Source organism: Bradyrhizobium sp. SMVTL-02 (genome assembly GCF_051853005.1).
GTDB lineage: Bacteria > Pseudomonadota > Alphaproteobacteria > Rhizobiales > Xanthobacteraceae > Bradyrhizobium.
This window is the reverse complement of record NZ_CP182469.1, coordinates 6,587,655-6,610,498: the sequence shown is the minus strand read 5'-3', so window position 1 is coordinate 6,610,498 and position 22,844 is coordinate 6,587,655. Positions and strand designations below refer to the sequence as shown.

24 protein-coding genes and 1 pseudogene are annotated in these 22,844 nt (G+C 64.7%); 14 read left to right on the top strand and 11 right to left on the bottom strand.

Features of this window, described 5'->3' with window-relative positions:
• Window positions 1-26: 26 nt before the first annotated feature.
• The 5 genes from ACNJYB_RS31570 (at window position 27) to ACNJYB_RS31550 (ending at window position 4,711) form a co-directional block, all read left to right on the top strand.
• Window positions 27-824 (top strand): alpha/beta hydrolase, encoded by a 798-nt coding sequence (locus tag ACNJYB_RS31570; RefSeq protein ID WP_439375693.1) that lies wholly within the window; start codon window positions 27-29, stop codon window positions 822-824.
• Window positions 778-2,256, top strand: a complete 1,479-nt coding sequence (locus ACNJYB_RS31565; protein ID WP_439370429.1) for a sodium:proton antiporter — start codon at window positions 778-780, stop codon at window positions 2,254-2,256. Before ACNJYB_RS31570 ends, ACNJYB_RS31565 begins: the two co-directional genes overlap by 47 nt.
• A gap of 49 nt (window positions 2,257-2,305) precedes the next feature.
• Entirely contained in the window at window positions 2,306-3,403 is a 1,098-nt protein-coding gene (locus ACNJYB_RS31560) for a calcium:proton antiporter (protein WP_439370428.1), read from the top strand.
• A 27-nt stretch (window positions 3,404-3,430) separates the two neighbouring features.
• On the top strand, window positions 3,431-3,715 hold the full coding sequence (locus tag ACNJYB_RS31555) for a cupin domain-containing protein (protein ID WP_283021696.1): 285 nt from the start codon (window positions 3,431-3,433) through the stop codon (window positions 3,713-3,715).
• 87 nt (window positions 3,716-3,802) lie between these two features.
• Window positions 3,803-4,711 (top strand): hypothetical protein, encoded by a 909-nt coding sequence (locus ACNJYB_RS31550; RefSeq protein WP_439370427.1) that lies wholly within the window; start codon window positions 3,803-3,805, stop codon window positions 4,709-4,711.
• A gap of 12 nt (window positions 4,712-4,723) precedes the next feature.
• On the opposite strand, the gene ACNJYB_RS31545 is transcribed toward ACNJYB_RS31550, so the two are convergent.
• Both ACNJYB_RS31545 and rpsU read right to left on the bottom strand, forming a co-directional pair.
• Window positions 4,724-5,374: a tetratricopeptide repeat protein gene (locus ACNJYB_RS31545; RefSeq protein WP_439370426.1), complete on the bottom strand. Its 651-nt coding sequence runs from the start codon at window positions 5,372-5,374 to the stop codon at window positions 4,724-4,726.
• Window positions 5,375-5,589: 215 nt separating this feature from the next.
• Complete coding sequence (gene rpsU, locus ACNJYB_RS31540) at window positions 5,590-5,886, bottom strand: 30S ribosomal protein S21 (protein ID WP_027545547.1); 297 nt, start codon at window positions 5,884-5,886, stop codon at window positions 5,590-5,592.
• 258 nt (window positions 5,887-6,144) lie between these two features.
• Here rpsU and aqpZ point away from each other — a divergent pair, with 258 nt between their 5' ends.
• A complete protein-coding gene (gene aqpZ, locus ACNJYB_RS31535) occupies window positions 6,145-6,867 on the top strand; it encodes an aquaporin Z (protein WP_439370425.1) in 723 nt (240 codons plus the stop codon).
• A 37-nt stretch (window positions 6,868-6,904) separates the two neighbouring features.
• Here the strand turns inward: aqpZ and ACNJYB_RS31530 are convergent, their stop codons facing one another.
• The gene (locus ACNJYB_RS31530; protein ID WP_439370424.1) at window positions 6,905-8,011 is read right to left on the bottom strand and encodes a 5-(carboxyamino)imidazole ribonucleotide synthase; all 1,107 of its coding nucleotides are present in this window, start codon (window positions 8,009-8,011) and stop codon (window positions 6,905-6,907) included.
• Window positions 8,008-8,496, bottom strand: coding sequence for a 5-(carboxyamino)imidazole ribonucleotide mutase (gene purE, locus ACNJYB_RS31525; RefSeq protein WP_439370423.1), 489 nt, complete (start codon window positions 8,494-8,496; stop codon window positions 8,008-8,010). Before purE ends, ACNJYB_RS31530 begins: the two co-directional genes overlap by 4 nt.
• A 142-nt stretch (window positions 8,497-8,638) precedes the next feature.
• On the opposite strand from purE, the gene ACNJYB_RS31520 reads away from it, so the two are divergent.
• Complete coding sequence (locus ACNJYB_RS31520) at window positions 8,639-9,340, top strand: GGDEF domain-containing protein (RefSeq protein WP_439370422.1); 702 nt, start codon at window positions 8,639-8,641, stop codon at window positions 9,338-9,340.
• 2 nt (window positions 9,341-9,342) lie between these two features.
• On the opposite strand, the gene ACNJYB_RS31515 is transcribed toward ACNJYB_RS31520, so the two are convergent.
• From ACNJYB_RS31515 to ACNJYB_RS31505, 3 genes are all read right to left on the bottom strand, one after another.
• Complete coding sequence (locus tag ACNJYB_RS31515; RefSeq protein WP_439370421.1) at window positions 9,343-9,594, bottom strand: hypothetical protein; 252 nt, start codon at window positions 9,592-9,594, stop codon at window positions 9,343-9,345.
• A gap of 22 nt (window positions 9,595-9,616) precedes the next feature.
• Window positions 9,617-9,835, bottom strand: a complete 219-nt coding sequence (locus ACNJYB_RS31510) for a hypothetical protein (protein ID WP_439370420.1) — start codon at window positions 9,833-9,835, stop codon at window positions 9,617-9,619.
• Between the two features lie 175 nt (window positions 9,836-10,010).
• Entirely contained in the window at window positions 10,011-10,217 is a 207-nt protein-coding gene (locus ACNJYB_RS31505) for a YdcH family protein (protein WP_439370419.1), read from the bottom strand.
• A gap of 41 nt (window positions 10,218-10,258) precedes the next feature.
• Here ACNJYB_RS31505 and ACNJYB_RS31500 point away from each other — a divergent pair, with 41 nt between their 5' ends.
• Window positions 10,259-10,486: a hypothetical protein gene (locus ACNJYB_RS31500; RefSeq protein ID WP_439370418.1), complete on the top strand. Its 228-nt coding sequence runs from the start codon at window positions 10,259-10,261 to the stop codon at window positions 10,484-10,486.
• A gap of 58 nt (window positions 10,487-10,544) precedes the next feature.
• Entirely contained in the window at window positions 10,545-10,724 is a 180-nt protein-coding gene (locus ACNJYB_RS31495; RefSeq protein ID WP_025034152.1) for a YdcH family protein, read from the top strand.
• A gap of 111 nt (window positions 10,725-10,835) precedes the next feature.
• On the opposite strand, the gene ACNJYB_RS31490 is transcribed toward ACNJYB_RS31495, so the two are convergent.
• The gene (locus ACNJYB_RS31490) at window positions 10,836-11,939 is read right to left on the bottom strand and encodes an NAD(P)/FAD-dependent oxidoreductase (RefSeq protein ID WP_439370417.1); all 1,104 of its coding nucleotides are present in this window, start codon (window positions 11,937-11,939) and stop codon (window positions 10,836-10,838) included.
• 202 nt (window positions 11,940-12,141) lie between these two features.
• Here ACNJYB_RS31490 and ACNJYB_RS31485 point away from each other — a divergent pair, with 202 nt between their 5' ends.
• The 5 genes and pseudogenes from ACNJYB_RS31485 (at window position 12,142) to ACNJYB_RS31465 (ending at window position 19,353) form a co-directional block, all read left to right on the top strand.
• Window positions 12,142-14,826: a sensor domain-containing protein gene (locus ACNJYB_RS31485; protein WP_439370416.1), complete on the top strand. Its 2,685-nt coding sequence runs from the start codon at window positions 12,142-12,144 to the stop codon at window positions 14,824-14,826.
• A 141-nt stretch (window positions 14,827-14,967) separates the two neighbouring features.
• Window positions 14,968-16,372, top strand: a pseudogene (locus ACNJYB_RS31480) (glycerol-3-phosphate dehydrogenase).
• Between the two features lie 80 nt (window positions 16,373-16,452).
• Window positions 16,453-17,625 carry an ABC transporter ATP-binding protein gene (locus tag ACNJYB_RS31475; RefSeq protein WP_439370415.1) on the top strand — a complete coding sequence of 391 codons (1,173 nt, stop codon included), beginning with the start codon at window positions 16,453-16,455 and terminating at the stop codon, window positions 17,623-17,625.
• Window positions 17,622-18,536 (top strand): ABC transporter permease, encoded by a 915-nt coding sequence (locus ACNJYB_RS31470; RefSeq protein WP_439370414.1) that lies wholly within the window; start codon window positions 17,622-17,624, stop codon window positions 18,534-18,536. The genes ACNJYB_RS31475 and ACNJYB_RS31470 overlap by 4 nt, the downstream gene beginning before the upstream one ends.
• A 4-nt stretch (window positions 18,537-18,540) precedes the next feature.
• Entirely contained in the window at window positions 18,541-19,353 is an 813-nt protein-coding gene (locus ACNJYB_RS31465; protein ID WP_439375692.1) for an ABC transporter permease, read from the top strand.
• Between the two features lie 178 nt (window positions 19,354-19,531).
• Here the strand turns inward: ACNJYB_RS31465 and ACNJYB_RS31460 are convergent, their stop codons facing one another.
• The 3 genes from ACNJYB_RS31460 to ACNJYB_RS31450 all read right to left on the bottom strand — a co-directional run bounded on the left by ACNJYB_RS31460 (window position 19,532) and on the right by ACNJYB_RS31450 (window position 22,827).
• Window positions 19,532-20,383, bottom strand: a complete 852-nt coding sequence (locus ACNJYB_RS31460) for a carbohydrate ABC transporter permease (protein WP_439370413.1) — start codon at window positions 20,381-20,383, stop codon at window positions 19,532-19,534.
• Window positions 20,380-21,252: a carbohydrate ABC transporter permease gene (locus ACNJYB_RS31455; protein WP_439370412.1), complete on the bottom strand. Its 873-nt coding sequence runs from the start codon at window positions 21,250-21,252 to the stop codon at window positions 20,380-20,382. The genes ACNJYB_RS31460 and ACNJYB_RS31455 overlap by 4 nt, the downstream gene beginning before the upstream one ends.
• Before the next feature lie 189 nt (window positions 21,253-21,441).
• Window positions 21,442-22,827: an ABC transporter substrate-binding protein gene (locus ACNJYB_RS31450; RefSeq protein WP_439370411.1), complete on the bottom strand. Its 1,386-nt coding sequence runs from the start codon at window positions 22,825-22,827 to the stop codon at window positions 21,442-21,444.
• Window positions 22,828-22,844: the final 17 nt, after the last annotated feature.

Below are 22,844 nucleotides of genomic sequence, written 5' to 3'. Positions count from 1 at the left end.
TGGATCGAGGGCCGGCCGCGCACATGATGACCATCGTCAAATGGACCCTCATCCTGCTCGCGAGCCTCTATCTTGCCGGTCTCGCCGTGCTGTATGTCCGCCAGCGCGAGATGCTGTTTCCGATCCCGCCCGTCGGCCGGACTGCTCCGGATGCTGCAGGCCTGCCCGAGGCTGAAGAGCATGTCCTGACCACCTCCGATGGCGAGAAGGTCATCCTCTGGCACGTGCCGGCGAAGCCCGGCCGTCCCGTGATCCTGTTCTTTCCGGGTAATGGCGATTACCTCGCCGGCCGCGTCGATCGCTTCAGGGCGATGACAGCTGACGGCACCGGGCTCGTCGCGCTGTCCTATCGCGGCTATGCCGGCTCGAGCGGAGCGCCGAGCGAAGAGGGGCTGCTGCGGGATGCCGCTTCCGCCTACGCCTTCACCACCGCGCGCTATGCCGCGGAACGAATCGTCGCATGGGGCTTCTCGCTGGGGACGGGCGTCGCGGTCGCCATCGCGTCCGAGCATCCCGTCGGCAAATTGATCCTGGAGGCGCCGTACACCTCGACGGTCGATGTTGCTGCCGCGGCGTTCCGCTTCGTTCCGGTCCGGCTTCTGATGCGCGATCGGTTTCGCTCCGACCAGCGGATCGCGCGCGTCAAGGTGCCGCTCCTGGTGATGCATGGCACCAATGACCTTGCCATTTCGATGGTGTTCGGGGAGCGTCTGTTCGCGCTCGCGCATGAACCGAAACAGTTCGTTCGCTTTGCGGGCGGCGGACACGACAATCTCGATGCATTCGGTGCGGTCGAGACAGCGAGGCGATTCATTGCTTCCTAGACGGTTTGCGCCCTGGCGGAGCTGCGTGGTCGTCGCCGCGCCTCTTTCGCTGTTGCCGCAGCCCGCATGGGCGGCGTCGGGGATCGACGGCGCGGCGATGCGCTGGCCCTATGCGCTGCCCTTTGCCGGCCTGTTGCTGTCGATCGCGCTCGGGCCGCTGCTGTTCGCGAAATTCTGGCACCATCACTACGGCAAGATCGCCGCGGCGTGGTCGCTGCTGGCGCTCGGCTCGCTCGTGATCTTTGCCGGAAGCGTGGCAACGCTGGCCGCGCTGATCCACGCCATGCTCGCCGAATATCTCGGCTTCATCGTGCTGCTGTTCTCGCTCTACGTCGTGGCCGGCGGCATTCTCGTCACGGGCGACATCAAGGGTACGCCGGCGGCGAATACCGGCATCCTCGCGCTCGGCACGCTGATGGCGAGCGTCGTCGGCACCACGGGCGCGGCGATGATCCTGATCCGCCCCCTGATCCGCGCCAACCGGGACCGGCGCCACAACGCTCACGTCGTCATCTTCTTCATCATCCTGGTCGCCAATGTCGGCGGCGCACTGAGCCCGCTCGGCGATCCCCCGCTGTTCGTCGGCTTCCTGCACGGCGTCGACTTCTTCTGGACCACGCGGAACATCTGGTTGCAGACGGTGATCGTCGCCGGACTGCTGCTCGTCATCTTCGTCGCCGTCGACGTCTGGCGTTTCGGGCGCGAGCCGCCGCTCGGCGACGCAGGTCCTGGGAAGCCGGTGCGGATCCGCGGCCTCGTCAATCTGGTGCTGATTGCGGTCATCGTCGCCAGTCTGCTGGCCTCGGCGACGTGGAAGCCCGGCATCGCGTTCGACATTCTCGGCACCAGGTTGGAGCTGGAAGATCTCGCCCGCAACGCGGCGCTGCTGGCGATTGCGGCGCTCTCGGTCTGGCTGACGCCGGACGAGCACAGGCAGGCCAACGGCTTCACCTGGGAACCGATCCGCGAGGTCGCAAAGCTGTTCGCGGGCATCTTCGTCGCCATCATTCCGGTCATAGCCATGCTCGATGCCGGCCATCACGGCGCCTTCGCCTGGCTGCTGTCGGCGGTCACTGCGCCGGACGGCACGCCGCGCGAGGCCGCGTATTTCTGGTGCACCGGGCTGATGTCGGCATTCCTCGACAATGCGCCGACCTATCTGCTGTTCTTCGAGCTGGCCGGCGGCGACCCGCAAGTGCTGATGCATGCCATGTCGGGCACGCTCGCCTCCATTTCCATGGGTGCGGTCTACATGGGCGCGCTCACCTATATCGGCAATGCGCCGAACTTCATGGTCAGCAGCATCGCCAGCGAGAACGGCATCGAGATGCCGAGCTTCTTCGGCTATCTCCTGCGCGCCGGCGCCGTGCTGATCCCGCTATTCCTGCTGCTGACCCTCCTGCCGATCGCGCCGATCCTGCACTGGCATTGAATCTGATGGCCGATTTGCTACTGCTCGGTTGCACAACTGGAGCCAGTGGATGAGCGCGCATAGTCCGATGCCCCGGTCGGCCTGGATCTTTCCGGCGCTGGCCGTGCTGTTGTTCGTTGCCGTCAGCGTGACGGGCTACGTCTTCACGCTGTCGCTGGCCGGCCTCGTCTTCGCCATCGTCCTTCTGGTCATCCTGTTCGGCACGGTGTTCGCCGCCGTTCATCATGCCGAGGTGATCGCCGAAAGGGTCGGTGAGCCCTATGGCACGCTGGTGCTGACGCTCTCGGTGACCATCATCGAGGTGGCGCTGATCACCACGATCATGCTGGGCGAAAAGCCGGCGCCGGAACTGGCACGCGACACCGTGTTCGCCGTGGTCATGATCGTCTGCAACGGCCTCGTCGGGCTCTGCATCTTCATCGGCGGCCTGCGCTATCGCGAGCAGGGCTTTCAGCTCTCCGGCGCCAACGTCTATCTCAGCGTCCTGTTCGCGCTCGCGACCATCACGCTGATCATGCCGAACTACACGACCACCACGCCGGGACCGGTCTATTCGTCCGTTCAGCTCGGCTTCGTCGACGTCGTCACGCTCGCGCTCTATGCGGTGTTCCTCTACACCCAGACCGTCCTGCACAAGGATTACTTCGTTCATGAACGGGCGGAGGGTGAGGGCGGGGCGGTGCACCTGTCGGTCCGAGCGCTCGCGCTCACCGTGGCGCTGCTCCTGATCTCGCTGCTGGCGGTCGTGCTGCTGGCCAAGAAATTCTCGCTGGTGGTCGATGCCGTCGGCGTCAGGATCGGCGCGCCGCCGGCCTTCGCCGGCCTTCTGGTCGCGCTGCTGATCCTGATGCCCGAGGGCGTCGCGGCCATCGCGGCGGCCCGCAAGAACGATCTCCAGAAGAGCATCAATCTCGCGCTCGGCTCGTCGCTGGCGACCATCGGCCTGACCATCCCCGCCGTCGGTGTGGCCACCTACGCGCTCGACAAGGAGCTCGAGCTTGGCCTCAGCGCGCAGGGCAGCGTGCTTCTGCTGCTGACCTTCTTCCTGAGCATGCTGACCTTCGGTACGGGCAGGACCAATGTCCTGTTCGGCCTGGTCCATATGGTGGTATTTGCCGTCTACGTGTTCATGGTTTTCGTGCCCTGAAGCGCTCCGTCCCAGGAAAGGTTTCCGATGCTTGCCGCCAAGTCCGACGTCCAGATCGACAACGAAGAGGTCCGGGTAACCGAATGGCGGCTCGCCCCCGGCAGCGCGACCGGGCACCACACCCATGGGATGGACTACGTGATCGTTCCCGTCGTCGCCGGCGAAATGACCATCGTGGCACCTGGCGGCGAGCGCTCCAAGGCGCAGCTTGCGGCCGGAAAATCCTACTTCCGAAAGGCCGGCGTTCAGCACGACGTACTTAACGAAACCTCAACTGAGATCGTGTTCCTTGAGATCGAGCTGAAGGCGTAGGGTTACCTTTGCCATCGATCCGTCGCAGTTGATCCCTTACAATGCCCCAAAGTTCCCGCATCTGGTCGCGCGGGGAGTGGCCGAGAAATGCTGAAATACCTCGCTAAAATCTCGATGGATATTTTCCCCTCGGTGCTCGCGACGATCATCGGGGCCTACATCGTTAACCACTACATCAATGCCAAGCCGGCGGCGGATACCCCCGCGGCCGTCGTTGCGCCTGCCGAGGCCGGCAGGGACGCCAAGCCGACGGACACCGCCAAACTTCCCGCGCCCGGCGTCAAGGCGAAGGGGGTCTCCGAGAAGAGCGTCTCCGAGAAGAGCGTGACGGACAAGACCGCGGCCGATAAGCCTGCCGACAAGCCCGAGACCAAGGCTGCGGACACAGCTCCCACTGAGACCGCCCCGCACGGCCGCCCGTCGCGCGAGAAGGCGGCCGCGAAGTCGACCCCGACAGCCACCGCCCCGGTGGTGGAGGCCAGTTCTGCGCCGGCCGCTGCATCCCCGGCTGCGACCCCCGACGCCAACGATCTGGCGCGTGCCGCCATCGAGCGTCTTCGCAAGTCGCCTGAGGGCAAGGCTGCCGAAAAGGCTGCCGAAGCCAAAGCCGCCGAGACCAGGCCGGTCGAGCGGAGCCCCGAGCCCGCGGTGCGCGAAGCCACCCGCGTCCCCGAGGCCCCGCGTGTCGTCACGACGGAGCCGTCCGTGGTCCGTCCGCTGCCGCCGCCGATCACGGTGTCCACGCCCTCAACCGAGGCGTATGGCAATGCCGGTTCGCCGCCCTCCTACACGGCCTCGGTCGGCAGTGACGACCCGAACCGGATCACGCCGCCGGCTGACATTCCCGTGCCGGTGATTGCGCCGCCGCTCGACCTCCGTGCCGATGCCGATGGGGCCATGCCCCGGCCGAAGAAGACCAACGTCGCGGACGAGATGCTGTCGGGCATGAAGTCGATGTTCCACTCCGTCCTGCCGAAGAGTGCTACCCCCGATTAAGCCACCCCGCTGTCAGCCGCCGACGCGGGCGAGGCCGCTGCGGGCGGCATCGTCGCGTGGACGCAGGGCAACCGCCTTGTTGTAGGACGCCGCCGCCTTGGCCCTGTCGCCGAGCCGCTCATAGGCCTGTCCGCGCGCGGTCCAGACCTGGGGATTGTGCGGATCGGCCTCGGAGGCTTCATCCAGGTCGGCCGCGGCTTCCTTGACCTTGCCGAGCGCCAGATAGCTGGTGGCGCGGCCGAGCAGCGGCTCGGCCTTCTGCGGGTTGAGCCCGCTTGCCGCGCTGAAATCGGCGATGGCGAAATCGTGCTGGCTGTTGCCCTGGTAGATCAGCGCGCGGCCATAGAGCGCCTGCGCATTGTAGGGATCGAGCCCGACGGCGCGGTTGAACTCGTCGAGCGCCGCCGCGGTCTCGCCTGACCTGGCGAGGGACTGGGCCTTTGCCGTATGGGCCTGGGCTTCGGTGACGTTGCCGGCGCTCACCGCGCTCTCGGCAGTCGCCGCCGCCTTCGGAGCCTCCTGCGGCTTCTCCTTCTCCGGCATCAAGGATCCCAGGTCGAAGGAGCAGCCGCACAGCGCAATTCCCATCAAAGTCAGCGCGAGCGGCTGGCGCAAGATCAGGCGTCGTCGCGCCAAGCGGCGCTCGGGGAGAGGGGAGGCCATCTACGGTTCGCTCGCGCTAGAGCATGATCGGAAAAGTGTGTCGCGGTTTTCCGAAAAGATCATGCTCAAACAACAATCTAAAGCGCGATGATCAACCTCATCGCGCTTTAGTGCCGCATCGGAGTGCCCCATCCCAGAAAGGCACCGCTATAAAATAATAACGCGGGCTCTGGGCCCGCGTCATCGAAAACTGGAGTCTGGTAAATCCGGAAAGATCAGCGCGGTCCGCGCGGACCTGCACCCGGGCCGCCACGACCGCCACGCTCGCCACCGGGGCCGGCGCCGAACACCGGCTTCGGCTTCATCGGCAGCAGGCCTTCGCGCTGCAGCTTCTTGCGGGCCAGCTTGCGCGCGCGGCGCACGGCCTCGGCCTTTTCACGGGCCTTCTTCTCGGAGGGCTTTTCGTAGTGACCGCGGAGCTTCATCTCGCGGAAAATCCCCTCGCGCTGCATCTTCTTCTTCAGCGCCTTGAGGGCTTGATCAACATTGTTATCGCGAACGAGAACCTGCACGCGGCATCCTCTTCAGTGGATCGATTTGAATTCTGGTAAGTCAAAGGGGATGGCAAAAAGCCCGGCGCCCTTAACCTTGAGCGCGCGGATGTATCAGACAAAACCTGAGATGTCCACCTGCCAAGAGGTGTTTCGGGCCAAGTTCAGCCATTAAATGAGGCGAAAATGGCCCTACGCGACCCTGATTTGGCGGTTTGGCGCCCTTGGTGGGCCGCGACCGGAGCTTTGTTCCGGAATCTTTGAAATCAGGGGACGACAATGGATATGAAAAAATATGCTGCCGAAGCTATCGGCACCTTCTGGCTCACATTCGCAGGTTGTGGCAGCGCAGTGATCGCGGCCGGCTTCCCCCAGGTCGGAATCGGTCTGGTCGGAGTGTCCCTGGCGTTCGGTCTCAGCGTGGTCACCATGGCCTATGCCATCGGCCACATCTCGGGCTGCCATCTCAATCCGGCGGTCACGGTCGGTCTTGCAGCCGGCGGCCGTTTTCCGACCGGACAGATCCTGCCCTATATCGTCGCGCAGGTCGTCGGCGCGATCGTTGCGGCCGCACTGCTCTATGTGATCGCCAGCGGCGCCCCGGGCTTCGACGTCACCAAGGGCTTTGCGTCGAACGGCTTTGGCGCACATTCGCCCGGCCAATACGGCATGGTGGTGTGCTTCATCACCGAGCTGGTGATGACGATGATGTTCCTGTTCGTCATCATGGGCGCCACCCACGGCCGCGCCCCTGCGGGCTTCGCGCCGCTCGCGATCGGGCTCGCGCTGGTGATGATCCATCTCGTCAGCATTCCCGTCACCAACACGTCGGTGAATCCGGCACGCAGCACGGGCCCCGCGCTGTTCGTCGGCGGCTGGGCGTTGGCACAGCTCTGGCTGTTCTGGGTTGCGCCGCTGATCGGCGGTGCGCTCGGCGGGGTGGTCTATCGCTGGCTCAGCGAGGAGCCCGCGGGCGTGGTCGCGGGCGTGAAGACGGCGTGATCGTCAAGCGGGATTGCCGCCTCTGCTGCCGTCCCGCTCACTTCTCCTTGGCGGGCCGGACTTCGGTGACGTGGCCCATCTTGCGGCCGGGGCGCGGTGTGCCCTTGCCATAGATGTGCACCGTCGCGCCCGGGACCGTCAGCCATTTGTCGTAGTCGTTGATCTCGTCGCCGATCAGATTGGTCATGGTGACGATCTCGCCATGGCGCACCGGCTTGCCGAGCGGCCAGCCGGCGATGGCGCGGATGTGCTGCTCGAACTGCGAGACGGAGGCGCCGTCCAACGTCCAGTGCCCGGAATTGTGCACGCGCGGGGCGATCTCGTTCACCAGCACCTTCGAGCCGGTGCCGTTGGCGAGCACGAACATCTCCACCGCCAGCACGCCGACATAGTCGAGCGCCGTCGCGATCTTGCTCGCGACGTTGCGCGCCTCGTCCGCGAGCGCGTCCGGGATCGGCGCCGGCGCGCGCGACACTTTCAGGATGTGGTCGCGGTGCTCGTTCTCGGTCACGTCGAAACACTCGACCTCACCTGGGGCCGAGCGCGCCGCGATCACCGAGATCTCGCGCTCGTACGGGATGAAGGCCTCCAGGATCGCCGATTTGGTGGCAAGGCTGGTCCACACCTTGGCGATGTCGTCGCCGTCGCGGATGATGACCTGGCCCTTGCCGTCATAGCCGAAGCGGCGGGTCTTCAGCACCGCCGGCAGGCCAATCCTCAGGATCGCCTCGCGCAGCGAGGTGACGGAGGTGACGTCGGCATAGGCCGCAGTGCCGATGCCGAGCTTCGTCACGAAATCCTTCTCGGCGAGCCGGTCCTGGGTGGTCTCGAGGATCTTGCGATTGGGCAGCACCGGGCGGCGCGCATCCAGCACCATCGCGGCGGCCGCCGGCACGTTCTCGAATTCATAGGTGATGACGTCGACGTCGTGGGCGAACAGCTCCAGCGCTTCGACGTCGGCATATTCGGCGCAGGTCGCGTTGAGCACGACGTCGAAGGCCGGCGAATCCGGATCGGGCGAGAACACCTGGCAGCGCAGGCCGAGCCGCGCCGCAGCCATCGCCAGCATCCGCCCCAATTGTCCGCCGCCGAGGATTCCGATGGTGTCGCCGGGCTTCAGCTTCACCTGCTTTGCGTCAGTCACGCCTTGTCCTCCGGACGCTCGGCAACCGCGTCGGTCTGCGCCTTGCGCCATGCGGCGAGGCGGCCGGACAGGGCCGGGTCGGACAATGCCAGCACCGCGGCCGCGAGCAGCGCCGCGTTGATCGCGCCGGCCTTGCCGATGGCGAGGGTGCCGACCGGGATGCCCGCGGGCATCTGCACGATGGAATAAAGCGAATCGATGCCCTTGAGTGTCTTCGATTCGACGGGAACGCCGAAGACCGGGAGCTCCGTCAGTGCCGCGGCCATGCCCGGCAGATGCGCAGCGCCGCCGGCGCCGGCGATGATGACCTTGTAGCCCGCCGCCTTGGCGCCCTTGGCGAAGGCAAACAGCCGGTCGGGAGTACGGTGGGCCGAAACGATGCGGGTCTCGGCGGCGACGCCGAGCGCGTCGAGCGTATCGGCGGCATGCCGCATCGTGTCCCAATCCGACTGGCTTCCCATGATAATGGCGATCGGCGCGGTCATGACGTCAATTGTGCTCGGGAAAGCAGAAACATAGGCCAGATTAACGGTTCCGGCCGGCGGCTCGCAAGGCGGTGGCAAGGAGAAGGGAATGCACTATCCTGTCTTGGTGAATCCCCGCAAGCCTTCATTGAGCAGGATGCCCATGAAGAAACCAAAAAGGGCGAGCGCTGCGAAGGCCAAAAAGGGCCGGAAAACCAGCGCCGGTCGATCCAAAGCCGTCTCGAATCGCCCGGCCAGGTTGGCCTCGCGTACAGTGCCGGTTGCCGGCAACAGCAAGGCGACCATTCGCGACCTCAAGGCCAAGCTCAAGACGGCCCTGCTGCGGATCTCGGAACTCGAGGCAGCCGCCGACACCGACTTCCTGCTCGAGATTCCGAACCGGCGCGGCTTCGAGCGCGAGCTCACGCGCGCCATCGCCTACATGAAGCGGTATCGCGCCAGCGGCGCGCTGATCGTGCTCGATGTCGACCGGCTGAAGCCGATCAACGATTCCTACGGCCATGCCGCCGGCGACGAGGTGCTCAAGACGATCGTCGCGACGCTGACGCGGCAGATCCGTGCCTCCGACGTGGTCGGCAGGCTTGGTGGCGACGAGTTCGCGCTGCTGTTGTGGAATCTCAACGAGACCGATGCCAAGGCGAAGGCCGCGACCCTCGAGCAGGCGATCGACGAATTGTCCTTCGACTTCCGCGGGCAGCACGTGACGGCGGGCGCCTCTGCCGGCGTCGCATTGCTCGGTCCGCATTCCGATGCGGGCCGCGCCCTGGAGGAGGCCGATGCGGCGATGTATGTGCGCAAGGCGCATCGCCGGCATGAGCCGCGGATCAGGCTCATCAGCAGCTGATGCTAGAGCGTGGCGAGATCTTCCGGCACGTTGCCGAATTTGCGCAGCAGCGTCGCGTCGCCGAATTCGCCGGTCATGGGATCGCCGCTGCGGCTGAAGGCGACCGCGCCGATATGGCCGGCAACGCGCGCGAGGATCTCGGCGCGCCGCAGTGCTGCCGATGAGGACTGACACTCCTCCGCCGCGCCTGCGACGGGAGATCCGTCGGCATCGATCAAAAAGGGCATTGCAACGTAATAGGTCACATCCGACATGGCGTTGCTCCAATGTTGAAAGTCAAGCGGCGCTGCTCTTGCTCCGCACCTTGCTGCGTGTGGTCTCGGCAATGCAGCCGGCGGAGATCGCCGCCTGCAATTCTTCCAGTTCTGCCTCCAGATACTCGTTGGCCATGATCAGCGCCTTGATGGTGCTGCGCAGATTGCCGTCGCACATCGCGATCGCCTGATCGCAGGCCTGTTCATAATGGCTGTTGTCCAAAAGAGCGGGTGCCGGCATCTGCGTTGTTCCTCGTGAGTTATCCTTGGGAACTTTCTTGGGGTTTTCCCTTTGGGTTTCCCTTGGGCATTTCCCTTGAGCGTTTCCTGGGGGTGTCGGGCGCAGGGATGTTCCTATTTTGTTCTTTTCGAGTCAAGCGGATTCAGGCACGGCGTCACCGTCGCGCGGGACGCGATCAGGCGATGATGTCGGGCGTGATCTGGTCTTCGATGAACGCGATGCGGTCGCGCAGCAACAGCTTGCGCTTCTTCAGCCGCTGTAACCGCAATAGGTCGGGGGCAGGCGATTGATGCAATGCATCGATCGCGGCATCGAGATCTCGGTGTTCCTGCTGCAACCGGGTGAGCTCGGCTTCGAGCTCACGCTCCTCTTCATGGGTCATGTCTGCGGTGGCCGAAAACCGATAGGCGTGGGATCTGGGCTGTGGATGCCCTGTGGAAATTATCGTCCTTGCGCGGCGTGACCGCAAGCGATCTCGGGCTGTCGCGCACCGATCTCCCGCAAGATATTCAACGGTTCGCTGCGGCGCTGCGCGAGCGCATTGATATCATGGATTTTTCCCGCAGAGTTCCGTACTCACGCTTCATTACATATGAATTTTCAAAAATGACATTGCGACGACGGATACCCATCGACAGAACGAATCGGTGATGTAGACTTCGCCGTCCGGATCGAATCCTGAGGTTCAACCCTACCGAGGAGGTTTCGAATGACAATTCAGGCACATCTGGTTGAATTGGAGCGGAAACACAAACTTCTCGAAAACGAATTGCACGAAGCTCTCGTGCACCTTTCAACAGACGACCTGCAAATTGTTGAGTTGAAGCGCCGGAAGTTGATGGTCAAGGACCAGATCGAGCGTCTGAAGCAAGGCGATACGCTCCACTAGCAACCCCCGTAACAGTGTTGAGTTGATCGTACCCTCTAAGGCAGGGATGGGAGCCTTTGCGCTCATCCCTGCTGCGAGGCACGACAACGCGCGCGCATCGTTGCGCGTGGGCTAGATCTCTGCGAGTTCGGCGACGTGATCGGCGATCGCGAGCGACGACGTCAGTCCCGGCGATTCGATGCCGAACAGGTTGATCAGGCCTGCGACGCCGTGATCGCGCGGCCCCTGCATCAGGAAATCCTGTGTGGCCACCGCCGGCGGCACGATCTTCGGGCGGATGCCTGAATAGCTCGGCATCAACGCGCCGTCGGGCAGCGTCGGCCAGTACTTGCGGATCGCCGGATAGAAGCGCTCGGCGCGTGACGGGTCGACCTCGTAGTTGATCGTCTCGATCCACTCGACATCGGGACCGAAACGCGCCTGCCCTGCCATATCCAGCGTCAAATGCACTCCTAACCCGCCGGGCTCGGGCACCGGATAGATCAGGCGCGAGAACGGCGCCCTGGCGCTGCAGCTGAAGTAATTTCCCTTGGCGAGATAGGCCGGCGGAATCCGATCCAGCGGCATGCCCTCGATGTTGCGCGCGACGGTCGTCGCCGAGAGTCCCGCAGCGTTGACGAGGAGGCTGCATTGCAGCGTCATCGGCGCCTCGCCGCCGGCCTCGACCTCGATCACGCCGGCCGCGGCCTTGGCGCGGACCAGTGGCGTGTGAAACGCGAAAGCGGCGCCGGCTTCCTCGGCCTCGCCGCGCAGCGAGAGCATGTAGGCGTGGCTGTCGATGATGCCGGTCGAGGGCGAGAGCAGCGCGGCGTCACAGGCCAGCGCTGGCTCCAGCGCGCGTGCGGCCTCACCCGTGAGCAGCTGCATGTCGAGCACGCCATTGGCCTCTGCATGCGCCTTGATCGATTGCAGCTTCTCGGTTTCCTTCGCATTGGTCGCGACGATCAGCTTGCCGCAATTCTTGTGCGGGATGCCCCGCTCGCCGCAGTAGCGGTAGAGCGCGTGCTTGCCGCTGACGCACATCCGCGCCATCCAGCTCCCGGCGCGATAGTAGATGCCGGCATGGATCACCTCGCTGTTGCGCGAAGAGGTGATGGTGCCGATTGCCTCGGCTTCCTCGAGCACGATGACCTCGCGTCCGGCCTTCGCGAGCCTCCGGGCCGCCGCAAGTCCGATCACGCCGGCTCCGATGACGATGCAGTCGACCTTATCCATGGTTGTGCAGGACGTCCGCTGGAAGCGCCGGTGGAATTGGACCTGAGAACGCGGGCCAGGGGCCGTTTTCCATTAAGGAGGCATTTATCATGTCAGGGCAATTGGCTCATTTGGCGTCGCATTTTTCTGTTGCGCGTACAGGCGTTTACCCGATCCAAACCCGCGAGGCCAGACAATCCGACATTGAAATCGCGGGTGGCTGATGGCTGAGAAGAACTGGCACGAGGGCAGCACGCTTCCGATTGCTGTGCAGGCCGTCGTGTGCCTGGCCAGCGCGGTCGCGCCTGCGCGCGCCTTTGCGCTCTCGGACGGCCTCGCCCCGACGAGCTACATCGGCCAGCTCGATCCCAACCTGATCTGGGAAGTGCTGATTGCGGGCATCGTCGTCTGTGCGTTCCTGGCGGCCGTCGCGCTGTGGGTCCATTCGGCGCTGCGCCGGACGAGGCGGTTGCAATTGCGGCGCAACGCTTTCGTCTCCTCCGCCATGAACAATCTCAACCAGGGCGTGGTGATGACCGATGCGCAGCGGCGCATCATCTTCTGCAACGACCGCTATCTCGACATTTACGGCCTGACCCGCTCGGACCTGTGGGCCGGCATGAACGGCCACGACATCCTCGAGCTCAGGCGCAAGCGAGGCGTCCTCGGCGTCTCGGACGACGAATTCTACGAGAAGGCGGCAAGCCCCAACGGGCTGATCACCGAGTTGCCCGACGGCCGGGCCATCCTGGTGAAATATTTCATCCTGCCGAACGGCGGATCGGTGGCGACTCATCTCGACGTCAGCGACCAGCGCAAGCTGTCGCGGCAGCTCGCCTCCACCAAGCAGTTCCTGGAATCGGTGCTGGACCATGTGCCGGCCTGCGTGGCTGCGAAGAACATCGACGATGGTTGCTATATCTTCGCGAACAGCGCCTGCGAGCGGTTCTGGGGACTGTCGCGGGACTACGCCGTCGGCAGGAATGCGCGGGAGCTGTTTGCGCCGGGCTCGGCAGCGAGCATCGAGGCGGCCGACCGGGCGGCGCTGGAGGCGCCGGATGGTCAGTTCCGCAATGAGTTCGAGGTCGACCGCGGCGGCGAGCGGCGCATGGTGGCTTCGATCCGGATCGTCGTCCGCAGCGAGAGCAACAAGCCGGAATTCCTGCTGCTGGTGTTCGATGACATCACCGACCGCCGCTCGCTGTCGCAGGAGCTGGAAAGCACCAAGAAATTCCTCGAGCTCGTCGTCGACAACATCCCGGTCGCGCTGATCGTGGAGCAGGTCGAGGACGGTCGTTACCTACTCGCCAACCGCAGCGCCGAGACGATCCTCAACCGGCGTCGCGAGGAAGCCACAGGCCTGACCGCGTCCGACATCTTCAATCCAAAGGAAGCCAAGCTGATCATCGCCCGCGACGAGGCGGCGATCAAGAAGCGCGGGATGATCACCGAGGAACACCCGATCTCCACCAAGGACGGCCTACGGCTGTTCCTGACCCGCCGCGCCACCGTGCTCAGCGACGGCGGCGAGCCGCAATACCTGATCAAGACCCATGAAGACGTCACCGACCGCCGGCAGACCGAGTCGCGCATGGCGCACATGGCCTATCACGACGGTCTCACCGATCTGCCGAACCGCACCGCCTTCCTGCAGGCGCTGACCCAGATGATCGAGGCCTGCGAAGGCACCGGCGAGGAGTTCGCCGTGCTCTGCGTCGACCTCGACGGGCTCAAGGAGGTCAACGACGTCTTCGGCCATGCGCTCGGCGACAAGCTCCTGGTCGAGGTGGCCCAGCGGCTCCAGGACTCCGCGCGGGGCGGCGTGGTGGCGCGCCTGTCCGGCGACGAGTTCGGCCTGATCATCGACGGCAAGCAGCCGGAAGCGGGCCTCGCGCTCGCGCGGCAGATCGGCGATGCCGTCGCGCAGGAGTTCCAGATCGATGGGCGGCCGGTCCGTGCCGGTATCACCACCGGCATGTCGATCTTTCCGCATAATGGCGCGGATGGCGCCTCGCTGCTGGCCAATGCCGGCGCGGCACTGTTCCGTGCCAAGCAGAAGTCGCGCGGCACGATCAGCCTCTACCAGCCGGAGATGGACCAGCAGATCCGCGATCGCCGCGTGCTGCACCAGGACCTCTCGATGGCGATCAAGAACGGCGAGCTTTCGCTCGCGTTCCAGCCGCAAGGTGCCGCGGGCCACAGCGTCGCCGAGAGCGACATCATCGGCTTCGAGGCATTGGCGCGCTGGCAGCATCCGGTGCGCGGCCAGGTCTCGCCGGCCGAATTCATCCCGATCGCCGAGGAGAGCGGCCTGATCGTCGAGATGGGCGAGTGGATCCTGCGCGAGGCCTGCGGCGAGGCGGCGTCCTGGCCGAAGCCGCTCCAGGTCGCGGTCAATTTGTCGCCGGCGCAGTTCATGCACGGCGATGTGGTTGGCCTCGTCCATTCCATCCTGATCGAGACCGGCCTTGCCCCCGGCCGGCTCGAGCTCGAGATCACCGAGGGCGTGCTGATCGAGGATTTTGATCGCGGCCTGGCGCTGCTGCGTCGCCTCAAGGCGCTCGGGGTTCGCATCTCGATGGACGATTTCGGCAGCGGCTATTCCTCGCTGAGCTATCTCCAGGCGTTCCCGTTCGACAAGATCAAGATCGACCGCGCCTTCATCATCAATCTCGGCCGCAACCCGCAATCGGCAGCGATCGTCCGCGCCGTGATCGATCTCGGCCACGGTCTCGAAATGTCGATCATCGCCGAGGGCGTCGAGACGCTCGAACAGCTTGCCTTCCTCGCCAAGGAGGGCTGCGACGGCGTGCAGGGCTATCTGCTCGGCAAGCCCCTGCCGATCGGCAAATACGGCGATCTCGTCGGCCGCGCCGAGACCATGGAGCTTGCGCTCAAGGCCGGCTAGAGCGTTTTCCAGCGAAGTGGAGACCGGTTCGCGTCAAGAAAGCGCATCAAAATAGGAATCCAGAGCCCCGTTCCGATTTCATCGGAACGGAAATGGCTCTAGTGAGGGTTAAGCGGTTTTTCGCTCGCTCTCGACGGTTTCATGGCGGACTACGATCTTGCGATCATCGGCGGCGGCCTGAACGGTGTCAGCCTGGCGCGCGATGCGGCCGGGCGCGGTCTGCGCGTGATTCTGTTCGAACAGGGCGATCTCGCCGGCGCTGCGTCGTCGGCGACGCCGCGGCTGATCCATGGCGACCTGTCGGTGCTGGAGCGCCGCGGCTTCTGGCGGGTGCGCCGGGCGCTCGCAGAGCGCCGGATCTGGCTCCGGATCGCGCCGCACCTGGTCCGGCCGATGCGCTTCGTGATTCCTGCGCATTCCGACGAGCGTCCGCCGTGGCTGTTGCGCGCCGGTCTCTACGTCTATGACGGCCTCACCAACCGGGGCGGTCTGCCGCCGTCAGCGACTCTCGACATCACCCATCATCCGGTCGGGAACGCGCTGAGACGTCCGTTCGGCACGGCGTTCGAATATTGGGACTGCGTCGTCGACGATTCCCGCCTGGTGGTACTCACGGCGCTTGATGCCGCCGAACGTGGCGCGGCGATCCGGACCGGGGCGCGCTGCGTCCGTGCCGATCGAACCGACACCTGGCGGCTCGCGGTGATCGATCGTGGCTATCGCCGTATCGTCACCGCGCGGGCGCTCGCCAACGCCACCGGCGCCTGGACCGCGGTGGTCGCGGACACCGTGCTGCGTCAGCGGCAACCGGCGATGGCGGCCATGCAGATGAGCCAGATCGTCGTGCCGCGCCTGTTCGATTCTGAAAACGTCTATGTCTTCCAGAACAATGACGGGCGGCTGATCTTCGCCCGGCCCTTCGAGCGCGACTTCACGCTGATCGGCACGGTCACGCACGGTTTCACCGGTGACCCCGCCATCGTCGCGATGCCGGGCGCCGATGTCAGCTATCTCTGCGAGGCCGCGAGCCGCTATTTCCGCGAACGCGTTGCCCCGACCGACGTGGTCCGGACCGTCTCGGGCGTCAATTTGGCGCTGGCGTGCGCGCGCGGGCGCGAGGGCGCGACGCTGTTCCACGCGCACCGGCGCAAGGCGCCGCTGCTGACGATGTTCGGCGGCGATGTCACCACCTCGCGCCTGCGCGCGGAGCGGGCGGTGACGAAGCTGACCCCGTTCTATCCGATGTCGCCGCCCTGGACCGCCGGCGCTGCGCTGCCCGGTGGCGATTTCGCCTGGGATCGTTTCGACACCGAGGTCGACCTCGCGCGCGATCGCTGGCGCTTCCTTTCGGAGCCAGAGGCCCAGCGCCTGGTTGCGGCCTATGGTTCTCGATTGTCCGCCGTGCTCGGCGGGCGCGGAGGTGCGCTATCTCCTGACCCACGAATGGGCGCGCTTTCCGGACGATGTCCTGTGGCGCCGCTCCAAGCTCGGTCTGACCATGTCGACGGCCGACCGTGACGCGCTGGCTGCGTTCATGGCGGTTTGATGCGAACGATCGTCCCCGTAGCGGTTGAGCAAAGGCCAATCGGCCGCTAGCGTGCGGCGGAATCGGGGTTGGCAGGGATCATGGCGGAAGAGTTGCCCGGAACGAATTTGGCGGCGGATGCAGCCGCCGGAGATGCACATCCCGCCGCGGGCCAGCCGCTGCTACGCATCGAGGGCGTCGCCAAGACCTTTGGCACGTTCCGGGCCGTGGACGGCGTGTCGCTCGATATCAAGGCCGGCGAGTTCTTCGCGCTGCTGGGCCCCAGCGGTTGCGGCAAGACCACGCTCTTGCGCATGCTCGCCGGCTTCGAGGCGCCGGACGAGGGGCGCATTTTGCTGGGTGGCAGGGATATTGCGCAGGCGCTGCCGCATGAGCGGCCGATCAACATGATGTTCCAGAACTACGCGCTGTTTCCGCATCTGTCGGTGCGCGACAACATCGCCTTCGGCCTGAAGCGCGCCGGCATGGCGCGCGCCGAGACCGCCACGCGCGTAGCGGAGATGGTCGGGCTGGTGAAGCTCGAAGGGCTGGAGAAGCGCAAGCCGGACCAGCTCTCCGGCGGCCAGCGCCAGCGCGTCGCGCTCGCCCGCGCCCTGGCGCGCCGGCCACAACTGCTGCTGCTCGACGAGCCGCTCGCAGCGCTCGACAAGAAGCTGCGCGAGAGCACGCAAAGCGAGCTGATGGAACTGCAGCGGCGGCTCGGCATGACCTTCATCATCGTCACCCACGACCAGGAGGAGGCGATGACGATGGCGAGCCGGATCGGGGTGATGAAAGCAGGCAAGCTTGCCCAGGTCGCGAGCCCCCGCGAGCTCTACGAGGCGCCGCGCTCGCGCTGGATCGCGGAGTTCGTCGGCGACATCAATCTGTTCGACGGCGAGTCCAAATTGCGCGACGGTCATCGTCTGGTCATTGGCACGCGTGACGCGGGCGCGCTGGTGGTGGCCGAGCCGCGGGAGCCGGTCGGCGCGGGAAGATTTTCGGTCGCGATCCGCCCCGAGAAGGTCAAGCTGTCGCGACGCGCGCCGGTCAGCGAGGCCGGTCGTGAAAGCGCGATCAACGCCCTCGACGGCGTCATCGCCGACATCTGCTATCTCGGTGGCACCACCACCTACAAGGTGAAGCTCGATACCGGTGGGCTGCTGCAGGCGTCACTCGCCAACAGCGCACGCATCGACGCCGACGCCTACAGCATGAACCAGCGTGTCGTCGCCTGGTTCACGCCCGACGATTGCGTGGTGCTGCCGTCATGAGCTCCCGTCGCATCTTCGCGCGGCCGGCGCGCTTTGCCGCGATCGCACCCTATGTCTGGATGGCGCTGTTCTTCCTGGTGCCGTTCGCCTTCGTGCTCAAGATCAGCCTGTCGCAGACCGCGATCGCGCAGCCGCCCTACGAGCCCGTGTTCGACCCGACGGCGGGATGGGAGGCGTTGAAGGCGGCATTCGCTTCGTTGTCGGTCGACAATTTCAAACTGCTCGGCTCCGACGACATCTACGTGTTTGCCTATGTGCGCAGCCTGACGGTCGCCATCACGGCCACCGCCCTGCTGCTCCTGATCGGCTATCCCATCGCCTATGGCATGGCGCGATTGCCAACACGCTGGCAGGCGGTGGCGATGGTGCTGGTGATCGTGCCGTTCTGGACCTCGTTCCTGATCCGCATCTATGCCTGGATCAACATTCTCCAGCACGACGGCCTGCTCAACCAGATCCTGCTGGCGCTGCATCTGGTCAGCCAGCCCGTGGTGTGGCTCTCCACCGAGACCGCGATGTATATCGGCATCGTCTATTCCTATCTGCCGTTCATGATCCTGCCGCTCTACGCCACGCTCGCCAAGATGGAGCCGGCGCTGGAGGAGGCGGCCTCCGAGCTCGGCGCGCCGCCCTGGCAGGTGTTCTGGCTCGTCACCTTTCCGCTGTCGCTGCCCGGCGTCGGTGCCGGCGTGCTCTTGTGCTTCATCCCCATCGTCGGCGAATTCGTCATTCCGGATCTCCTGGCCGGCTCCAATTCGCTGATGATCGGTCAGACCCTGTGGCTCGAATTCTTCACCAACAAGGACTGGCCGGTCGCTTCCGCGGCAGCCATCGTGCTGCTCGTCGTTCTGCTGGTGCCGCTATTGCTTTATGAGCGCCTGCAGAAGCGGCAACTCGAACAGAGGCGGTGAGATGATGCGCAAGGTCACCCGCCTGTCCCGCTTCAACATCGCCTCGCTGGCGTTGGGGCTGGCGTTCCTTTACCTGCCGATCCTGATCCTCGTGCTCTATTCCTTCAACGCCTCGCGCCTGGTGACGGTGTGGGGCGGCTGGTCGCTGCGCTGGTATCGCGAGTTCTTCAATGACCGCGCCATGATCGAGGCGGCCTGGATGAGCCTGCGGGTCGCGGTTGCCTCCGCGACCATCGCCACGCTGCTCGGCACGCTCGCAGCCGTGGCGCTGTCGCGGGGCGAGCGGTTTCGCGGCCGCACGCTGTTCTCCGGCATGCTCTATGCGCCGCTGGTGATGCCGGAGGTGATCACCGGATTATCGCTCCTGCTGCTGTTCGTGGCGCTGAACGCCGAGCGCGGCTTCTGGACGGTGACGATCGCCCACACCACGCTGACGATGTGCTTTGTCGCGGTGGTCGTGCAGTCCCGTCTCGGCTCGCTCGATCGTTCGCTGGAGGAGGCGGCGATGGACCTCGGCTGCGACCCCGTCCGGGCCTTTGTGGCCGTGACGCTGCCGCTGATCGCGCCCGCCATCGTTGCCGGCTGGATGCTGGCCTTTACGCTGTCGCTGGACGATCTCGTGATCGCGAGCTTCACCACCGGCCCCGGCTCGGCCACCTTGCCGATCCGGATCTATTCGGAGGTGCGACTGGGCGTGAAGCCCGAGATCAACGCGATCTGCACGCTGGTGATCGCCCTGATCGCGGTCGTCATCGTCATCGCCTCGCTGGCCTCGAAGCTGTCGAGCTCGCAGGGCGAGAGCGCCGCGCCGCTGTGAGCGGCCATCGTTCTCATGGCACCCAACACCCCCTCTTGCCGCGCCCGCCCGCAAAACATAGATCCTGCCCCGCGACAGCGTCGTCTGAAAGTCGGTCGTGCCGCCGATAATGGCCTTGAAATCGCTGGCGCCAGATCGCGCTTCTGCTCTCCTGTCGCAGGAAGCGCGCCGTAGATGCCTAGGACTTCACCGCACCTGCCGTGAGCCCACCCACCATGTAGCGGCGGAAGGCGTAATAGACCGCGGCCGGCGGCAGCGCGTAGATGAAGCCGGTGGTCATGAGCAGCTCCCACGGCGAGTCGTCGGCGGCGAGGAAGTTGCCGAGCGCGACGGGGAGGGTGATCTCACGGTCGTTCGAGAGCAGCAGGAACGCGTAGAGATATTCGTTCCAGGCCAGCAGCACCGCATAGGTGCCGATCGCGACCAGCGAGGGCATCATCAGCGGCAGATAGACCAGGCGGAAGATCTGCATCGTTGTGGCGCCGTCCATGACCGCGGCTTCATCCAGCTCGACCGGCAGCTTGTCGGAGGCCTGCTTGAGCACCCAGATCGCGTAAGGCGAGGCGATCGTCACCATGGCCAGGATCAGCGACCAGTGATTGTTGAGCAGGCCGTAATTGCCCATGGTGCGATACATCGGCACCGCGAGGAACGCCGCGGGGATGAAATAGGTGAAGAGCGCGAGGTTCAGCACCATGCGCCCGCCCGGCACCCTCAGCCGCGAGATCGAGAACGCCGCGGCGGTGGCGATGAACAGCGTCAGCACGCCGACGGCGGCCGCGATCAGCGTCGAATTCCAGAACTGGACGTAGAAATCGCGCAGGAAGTAGTGCTGCTGCTTGAACACGATCTCGAAGTTGTGCAGCGTCGGATGGTCCGGCCAAAGCTTGCCCGAGAACGCGTCCTCCTTCGGCGAGATCGCGAACAGGAACATGTGGTAGATCGGGATCATCGTCCACAGGAAGACGGGAATGCCGATCAGGAGCAGCCGCGCTTCCGTCGCGACGTCACGGAGAGAGGGAAGCTTCATCGCGACAACCGTTTCATCATGAAATACACGAGCGGCAGGACGAACGGCATCGCGCAGACGATGGAGGCCATCGCGAGCGAGAGCTGGTCGAGCCGGAGATAGCGGATACCGAGCGTCGCCAGCACGTGCGTGAGGTCGGCCGGGCCACCGCCGGTGAGCAGGTAGACGCTGTTGAAATCGCCCAGCGTCCAGATCATCGAGAGCAGCGTGCAGGTCACGTAGAGCGTCTGCATCGACGGCCAGGTGATGTAGCGGAATTTCTGCCACCAACTCGCTCCGTCCACCTCGGCGGCCTCGAACAGGTCGTGCGAAATCGCAAGGCGTCCGGTGATCAGGATCAGCGTCCAGAACGGCAGCGATTTCCAGATATGCACACCGATCGCCATGGTCAGCGCCACGGTCGGGTCGTTCAGCCAGTTCGGGCCGTCATCGCCGGTGAAGGAGAAGATGAGGTGGTTGATCACGCCCCATTCGGGATTGAGCATGAAGCGCACCGACAGGATCGTCGGGATCGAGGGCACCGCCCAGGGCAGGATGAAGATCACCGATAGCCATTTGATCCAGGTGCGCTGCTGCGCGAAGAAGCCGGACAGGAACAGCGCGATCAGCATTTTGACGTTGATGCCGATGACCAGGAAGATCAGCGTGTTGATCGCGGCGCGCGCAAAGATCGGATCGTTGTACAGCGCGACATAGTTCGCAGGGTCCCGCGCCAGCCACAGCCCGTAGCAGACGGGATAGACGACGAAGGCCAGGAAAACCAGCAGATAGGGCGCGAGCAGAATGATGCCCCAGACCTGCGCCGGGGTCAGCCGCGACGACAGGGGCGGGCCGGGGAGTGCCTGATCGCCAGAGAGCGTGATCGCCATTCTTTCGGACTCTTCTCAAATCTGAAACTCTCCCCGCTTGCGGGGAGAGGTCGGATTGCCACCGGCGATGCAAGCATCGTCCGACGCATCCGGGTGAGGGGGTACAGGACTCACCGCGCGCACAACTCGCGGATAGAGCCCCGTGCCCCGACCCTCTCCCCGTAAGAACGGGAAGAGGGAGGGTAGATATTAACCCGCGACCTGCTTGATGCGTGCGATCAGTTCGTCGACGGCCTTGTCGACGGGGACCTTCTCGCTGACGACGCGGTTCATCGCCTTGGCCCAGACGTTCTCGTTGTTCAGAATCGTGAACTTCCAGTTCTTGGTGAAGTCGAACGCTGCGGTGCCGCCCTTGAACTGCGTGTAGACGGCCTTGCGGTGCTTGTCAGCCTGCCAGAACGGGCTTTCCTGGCTTTCCTTCGTCACCGGGAACCAGCGGCCGAGTGCGCCCTCGATATAGGGACGGACGTTCTCTTCCTGGAGCAGGAAGCTGATGAACTGCTTGGCCTCCGCCTTGTTCTTGGCCGCGGTGAAGATCAGCCCGGTCTTGACGTCGGAGCGGTAGCGGATGGTCGAGCCGTCCGGAGCCTTCGGGAAGGACGCCGTGATGATGTCCTGCTCATAGGCCTTCTTGCCGGCGTCGCGCTGCTCCTGGGTCAGGGCCTGGTTCTGCGAGTCCTCGAACCACTTCGCCGCGATCGAGATCGTGAAGTTGTGGGTCATGACGATGGTCTTGTTGTGGAAGGCGACGTTGTTGTCCGGATCCTTCCAGGTCGTCGAGGAGGGCGGCGTGCAGCCCTTGATATAGGTGTCGGTGTAGTCCTTCATCGCCTTGATCAGGTTCTCGCGAACCGTGGGATCGTCGACCAGGAGCTTGCCGTCGTCGTCGACCAGCTTGACGTGGTACGCGTCCATGAAGGTGTAGAACGACTGGAAGGCGTCGGTGGATTCAACGCCCATCGGCTGGCCGACGGCGTAGATGCGCTGGCCGGTGGCCTTGCGGATCCCCGGCTGCACCTTGTCGCACCAGAACGTCCAGTAGCCCGTCCAGTCGTTCGGGATGTCGCTCTGCTTGAAGCCGGCCTTCTCCAGCAGGTCGTTCCAGATCTGGACGTGCATGCTCTGCTGCTTCAGCGGGAAGCCGTAATAGGCCTTCTTCTTGAGGACGTCGTTATAGAGGATCGAGGCGTCCAGCGTGTTCTGCACGAACCGGTCCTTGATCGGCTCCATGACGTCCGAGAGATCCTCGAGCTTGCCCTCGTAGGCCCACTTGCCCTGCGCCTGCACGTCATACGAATCGGAATAGGCCACATCGGGCACGGTGCCGGCGTCGAGCGCGGCAACCGTCTTCGGAATCATGTCCTGGATCGCGTATTGCGACAATTCGACCTTGATGCCGGTCTTGGCTTCGAATTTCTTGATCGTATCGATCAGCGCGTCGTCTTCGGAGCGATAGAAGCCCTTGCCCCACCAGACCGTAATCGTCTTCTGCTGCGCAAAGGCGGGTGCAGCGACCGCGAACAGCCCAACCGCAGCGACCGCCAGTGACACTGCGCCAATAACCTTGGATCTCACGTTTTTCTCCCTCAAAC

Coding starts and splice junctions, on each gene's coding strand:
- ACNJYB_RS31570 (WP_439375693.1), top strand. CDS start 27: ATGACCATCGTCAAATGGACCCTCATCCTGCTCGCGAGCCTCTATCTT.
- ACNJYB_RS31565 (WP_439370429.1), top strand. CDS start 778: ATGCATTCGGTGCGGTCGAGACAGCGAGGCGATTCATTGCTTCCTAGA.
- ACNJYB_RS31560 (WP_439370428.1), top strand. CDS start 2,306: ATGAGCGCGCATAGTCCGATGCCCCGGTCGGCCTGGATCTTTCCGGCG.
- ACNJYB_RS31555 (WP_283021696.1), top strand. CDS start 3,431: ATGCTTGCCGCCAAGTCCGACGTCCAGATCGACAACGAAGAGGTCCGG.
- ACNJYB_RS31550 (WP_439370427.1), top strand. CDS start 3,803: ATGCTGAAATACCTCGCTAAAATCTCGATGGATATTTTCCCCTCGGTG.
- ACNJYB_RS31545 (WP_439370426.1), bottom strand. CDS start 5,374: ATGGCCTCCCCTCTCCCCGAGCGCCGCTTGGCGCGACGACGCCTGATC.
- aqpZ (WP_439370425.1), top strand. CDS start 6,145: ATGGATATGAAAAAATATGCTGCCGAAGCTATCGGCACCTTCTGGCTC.
- purE (WP_439370423.1), bottom strand. CDS start 8,496: ATGACCGCGCCGATCGCCATTATCATGGGAAGCCAGTCGGATTGGGAC.
- ACNJYB_RS31520 (WP_439370422.1), top strand. CDS start 8,639: ATGAAGAAACCAAAAAGGGCGAGCGCTGCGAAGGCCAAAAAGGGCCGG.
- ACNJYB_RS31515 (WP_439370421.1), bottom strand. CDS start 9,594: ATGTCGGATGTGACCTATTACGTTGCAATGCCCTTTTTGATCGATGCC.
- ACNJYB_RS31510 (WP_439370420.1), bottom strand. CDS start 9,835: ATGCCGGCACCCGCTCTTTTGGACAACAGCCATTATGAACAGGCCTGC.
- ACNJYB_RS31505 (WP_439370419.1), bottom strand. CDS start 10,217: ATGACCCATGAAGAGGAGCGTGAGCTCGAAGCCGAGCTCACCCGGTTG.
- ACNJYB_RS31495 (WP_025034152.1), top strand. CDS start 10,545: ATGACAATTCAGGCACATCTGGTTGAATTGGAGCGGAAACACAAACTT.
- ACNJYB_RS31490 (WP_439370417.1), bottom strand. CDS start 11,939: ATGGATAAGGTCGACTGCATCGTCATCGGAGCCGGCGTGATCGGACTT.
- ACNJYB_RS31485 (WP_439370416.1), top strand. CDS start 12,142: ATGGCTGAGAAGAACTGGCACGAGGGCAGCACGCTTCCGATTGCTGTG.
- ACNJYB_RS31475 (WP_439370415.1), top strand. CDS start 16,453: ATGGCGGAAGAGTTGCCCGGAACGAATTTGGCGGCGGATGCAGCCGCC.
- ACNJYB_RS31470 (WP_439370414.1), top strand. CDS start 17,622: ATGAGCTCCCGTCGCATCTTCGCGCGGCCGGCGCGCTTTGCCGCGATC.
- ACNJYB_RS31465 (WP_439375692.1), top strand. CDS start 18,541: ATGCGCAAGGTCACCCGCCTGTCCCGCTTCAACATCGCCTCGCTGGCG.
- ACNJYB_RS31460 (WP_439370413.1), bottom strand. CDS start 20,383: ATGAAGCTTCCCTCTCTCCGTGACGTCGCGACGGAAGCGCGGCTGCTC.
- ACNJYB_RS31455 (WP_439370412.1), bottom strand. CDS start 21,252: ATGGCGATCACGCTCTCTGGCGATCAGGCACTCCCCGGCCCGCCCCTG.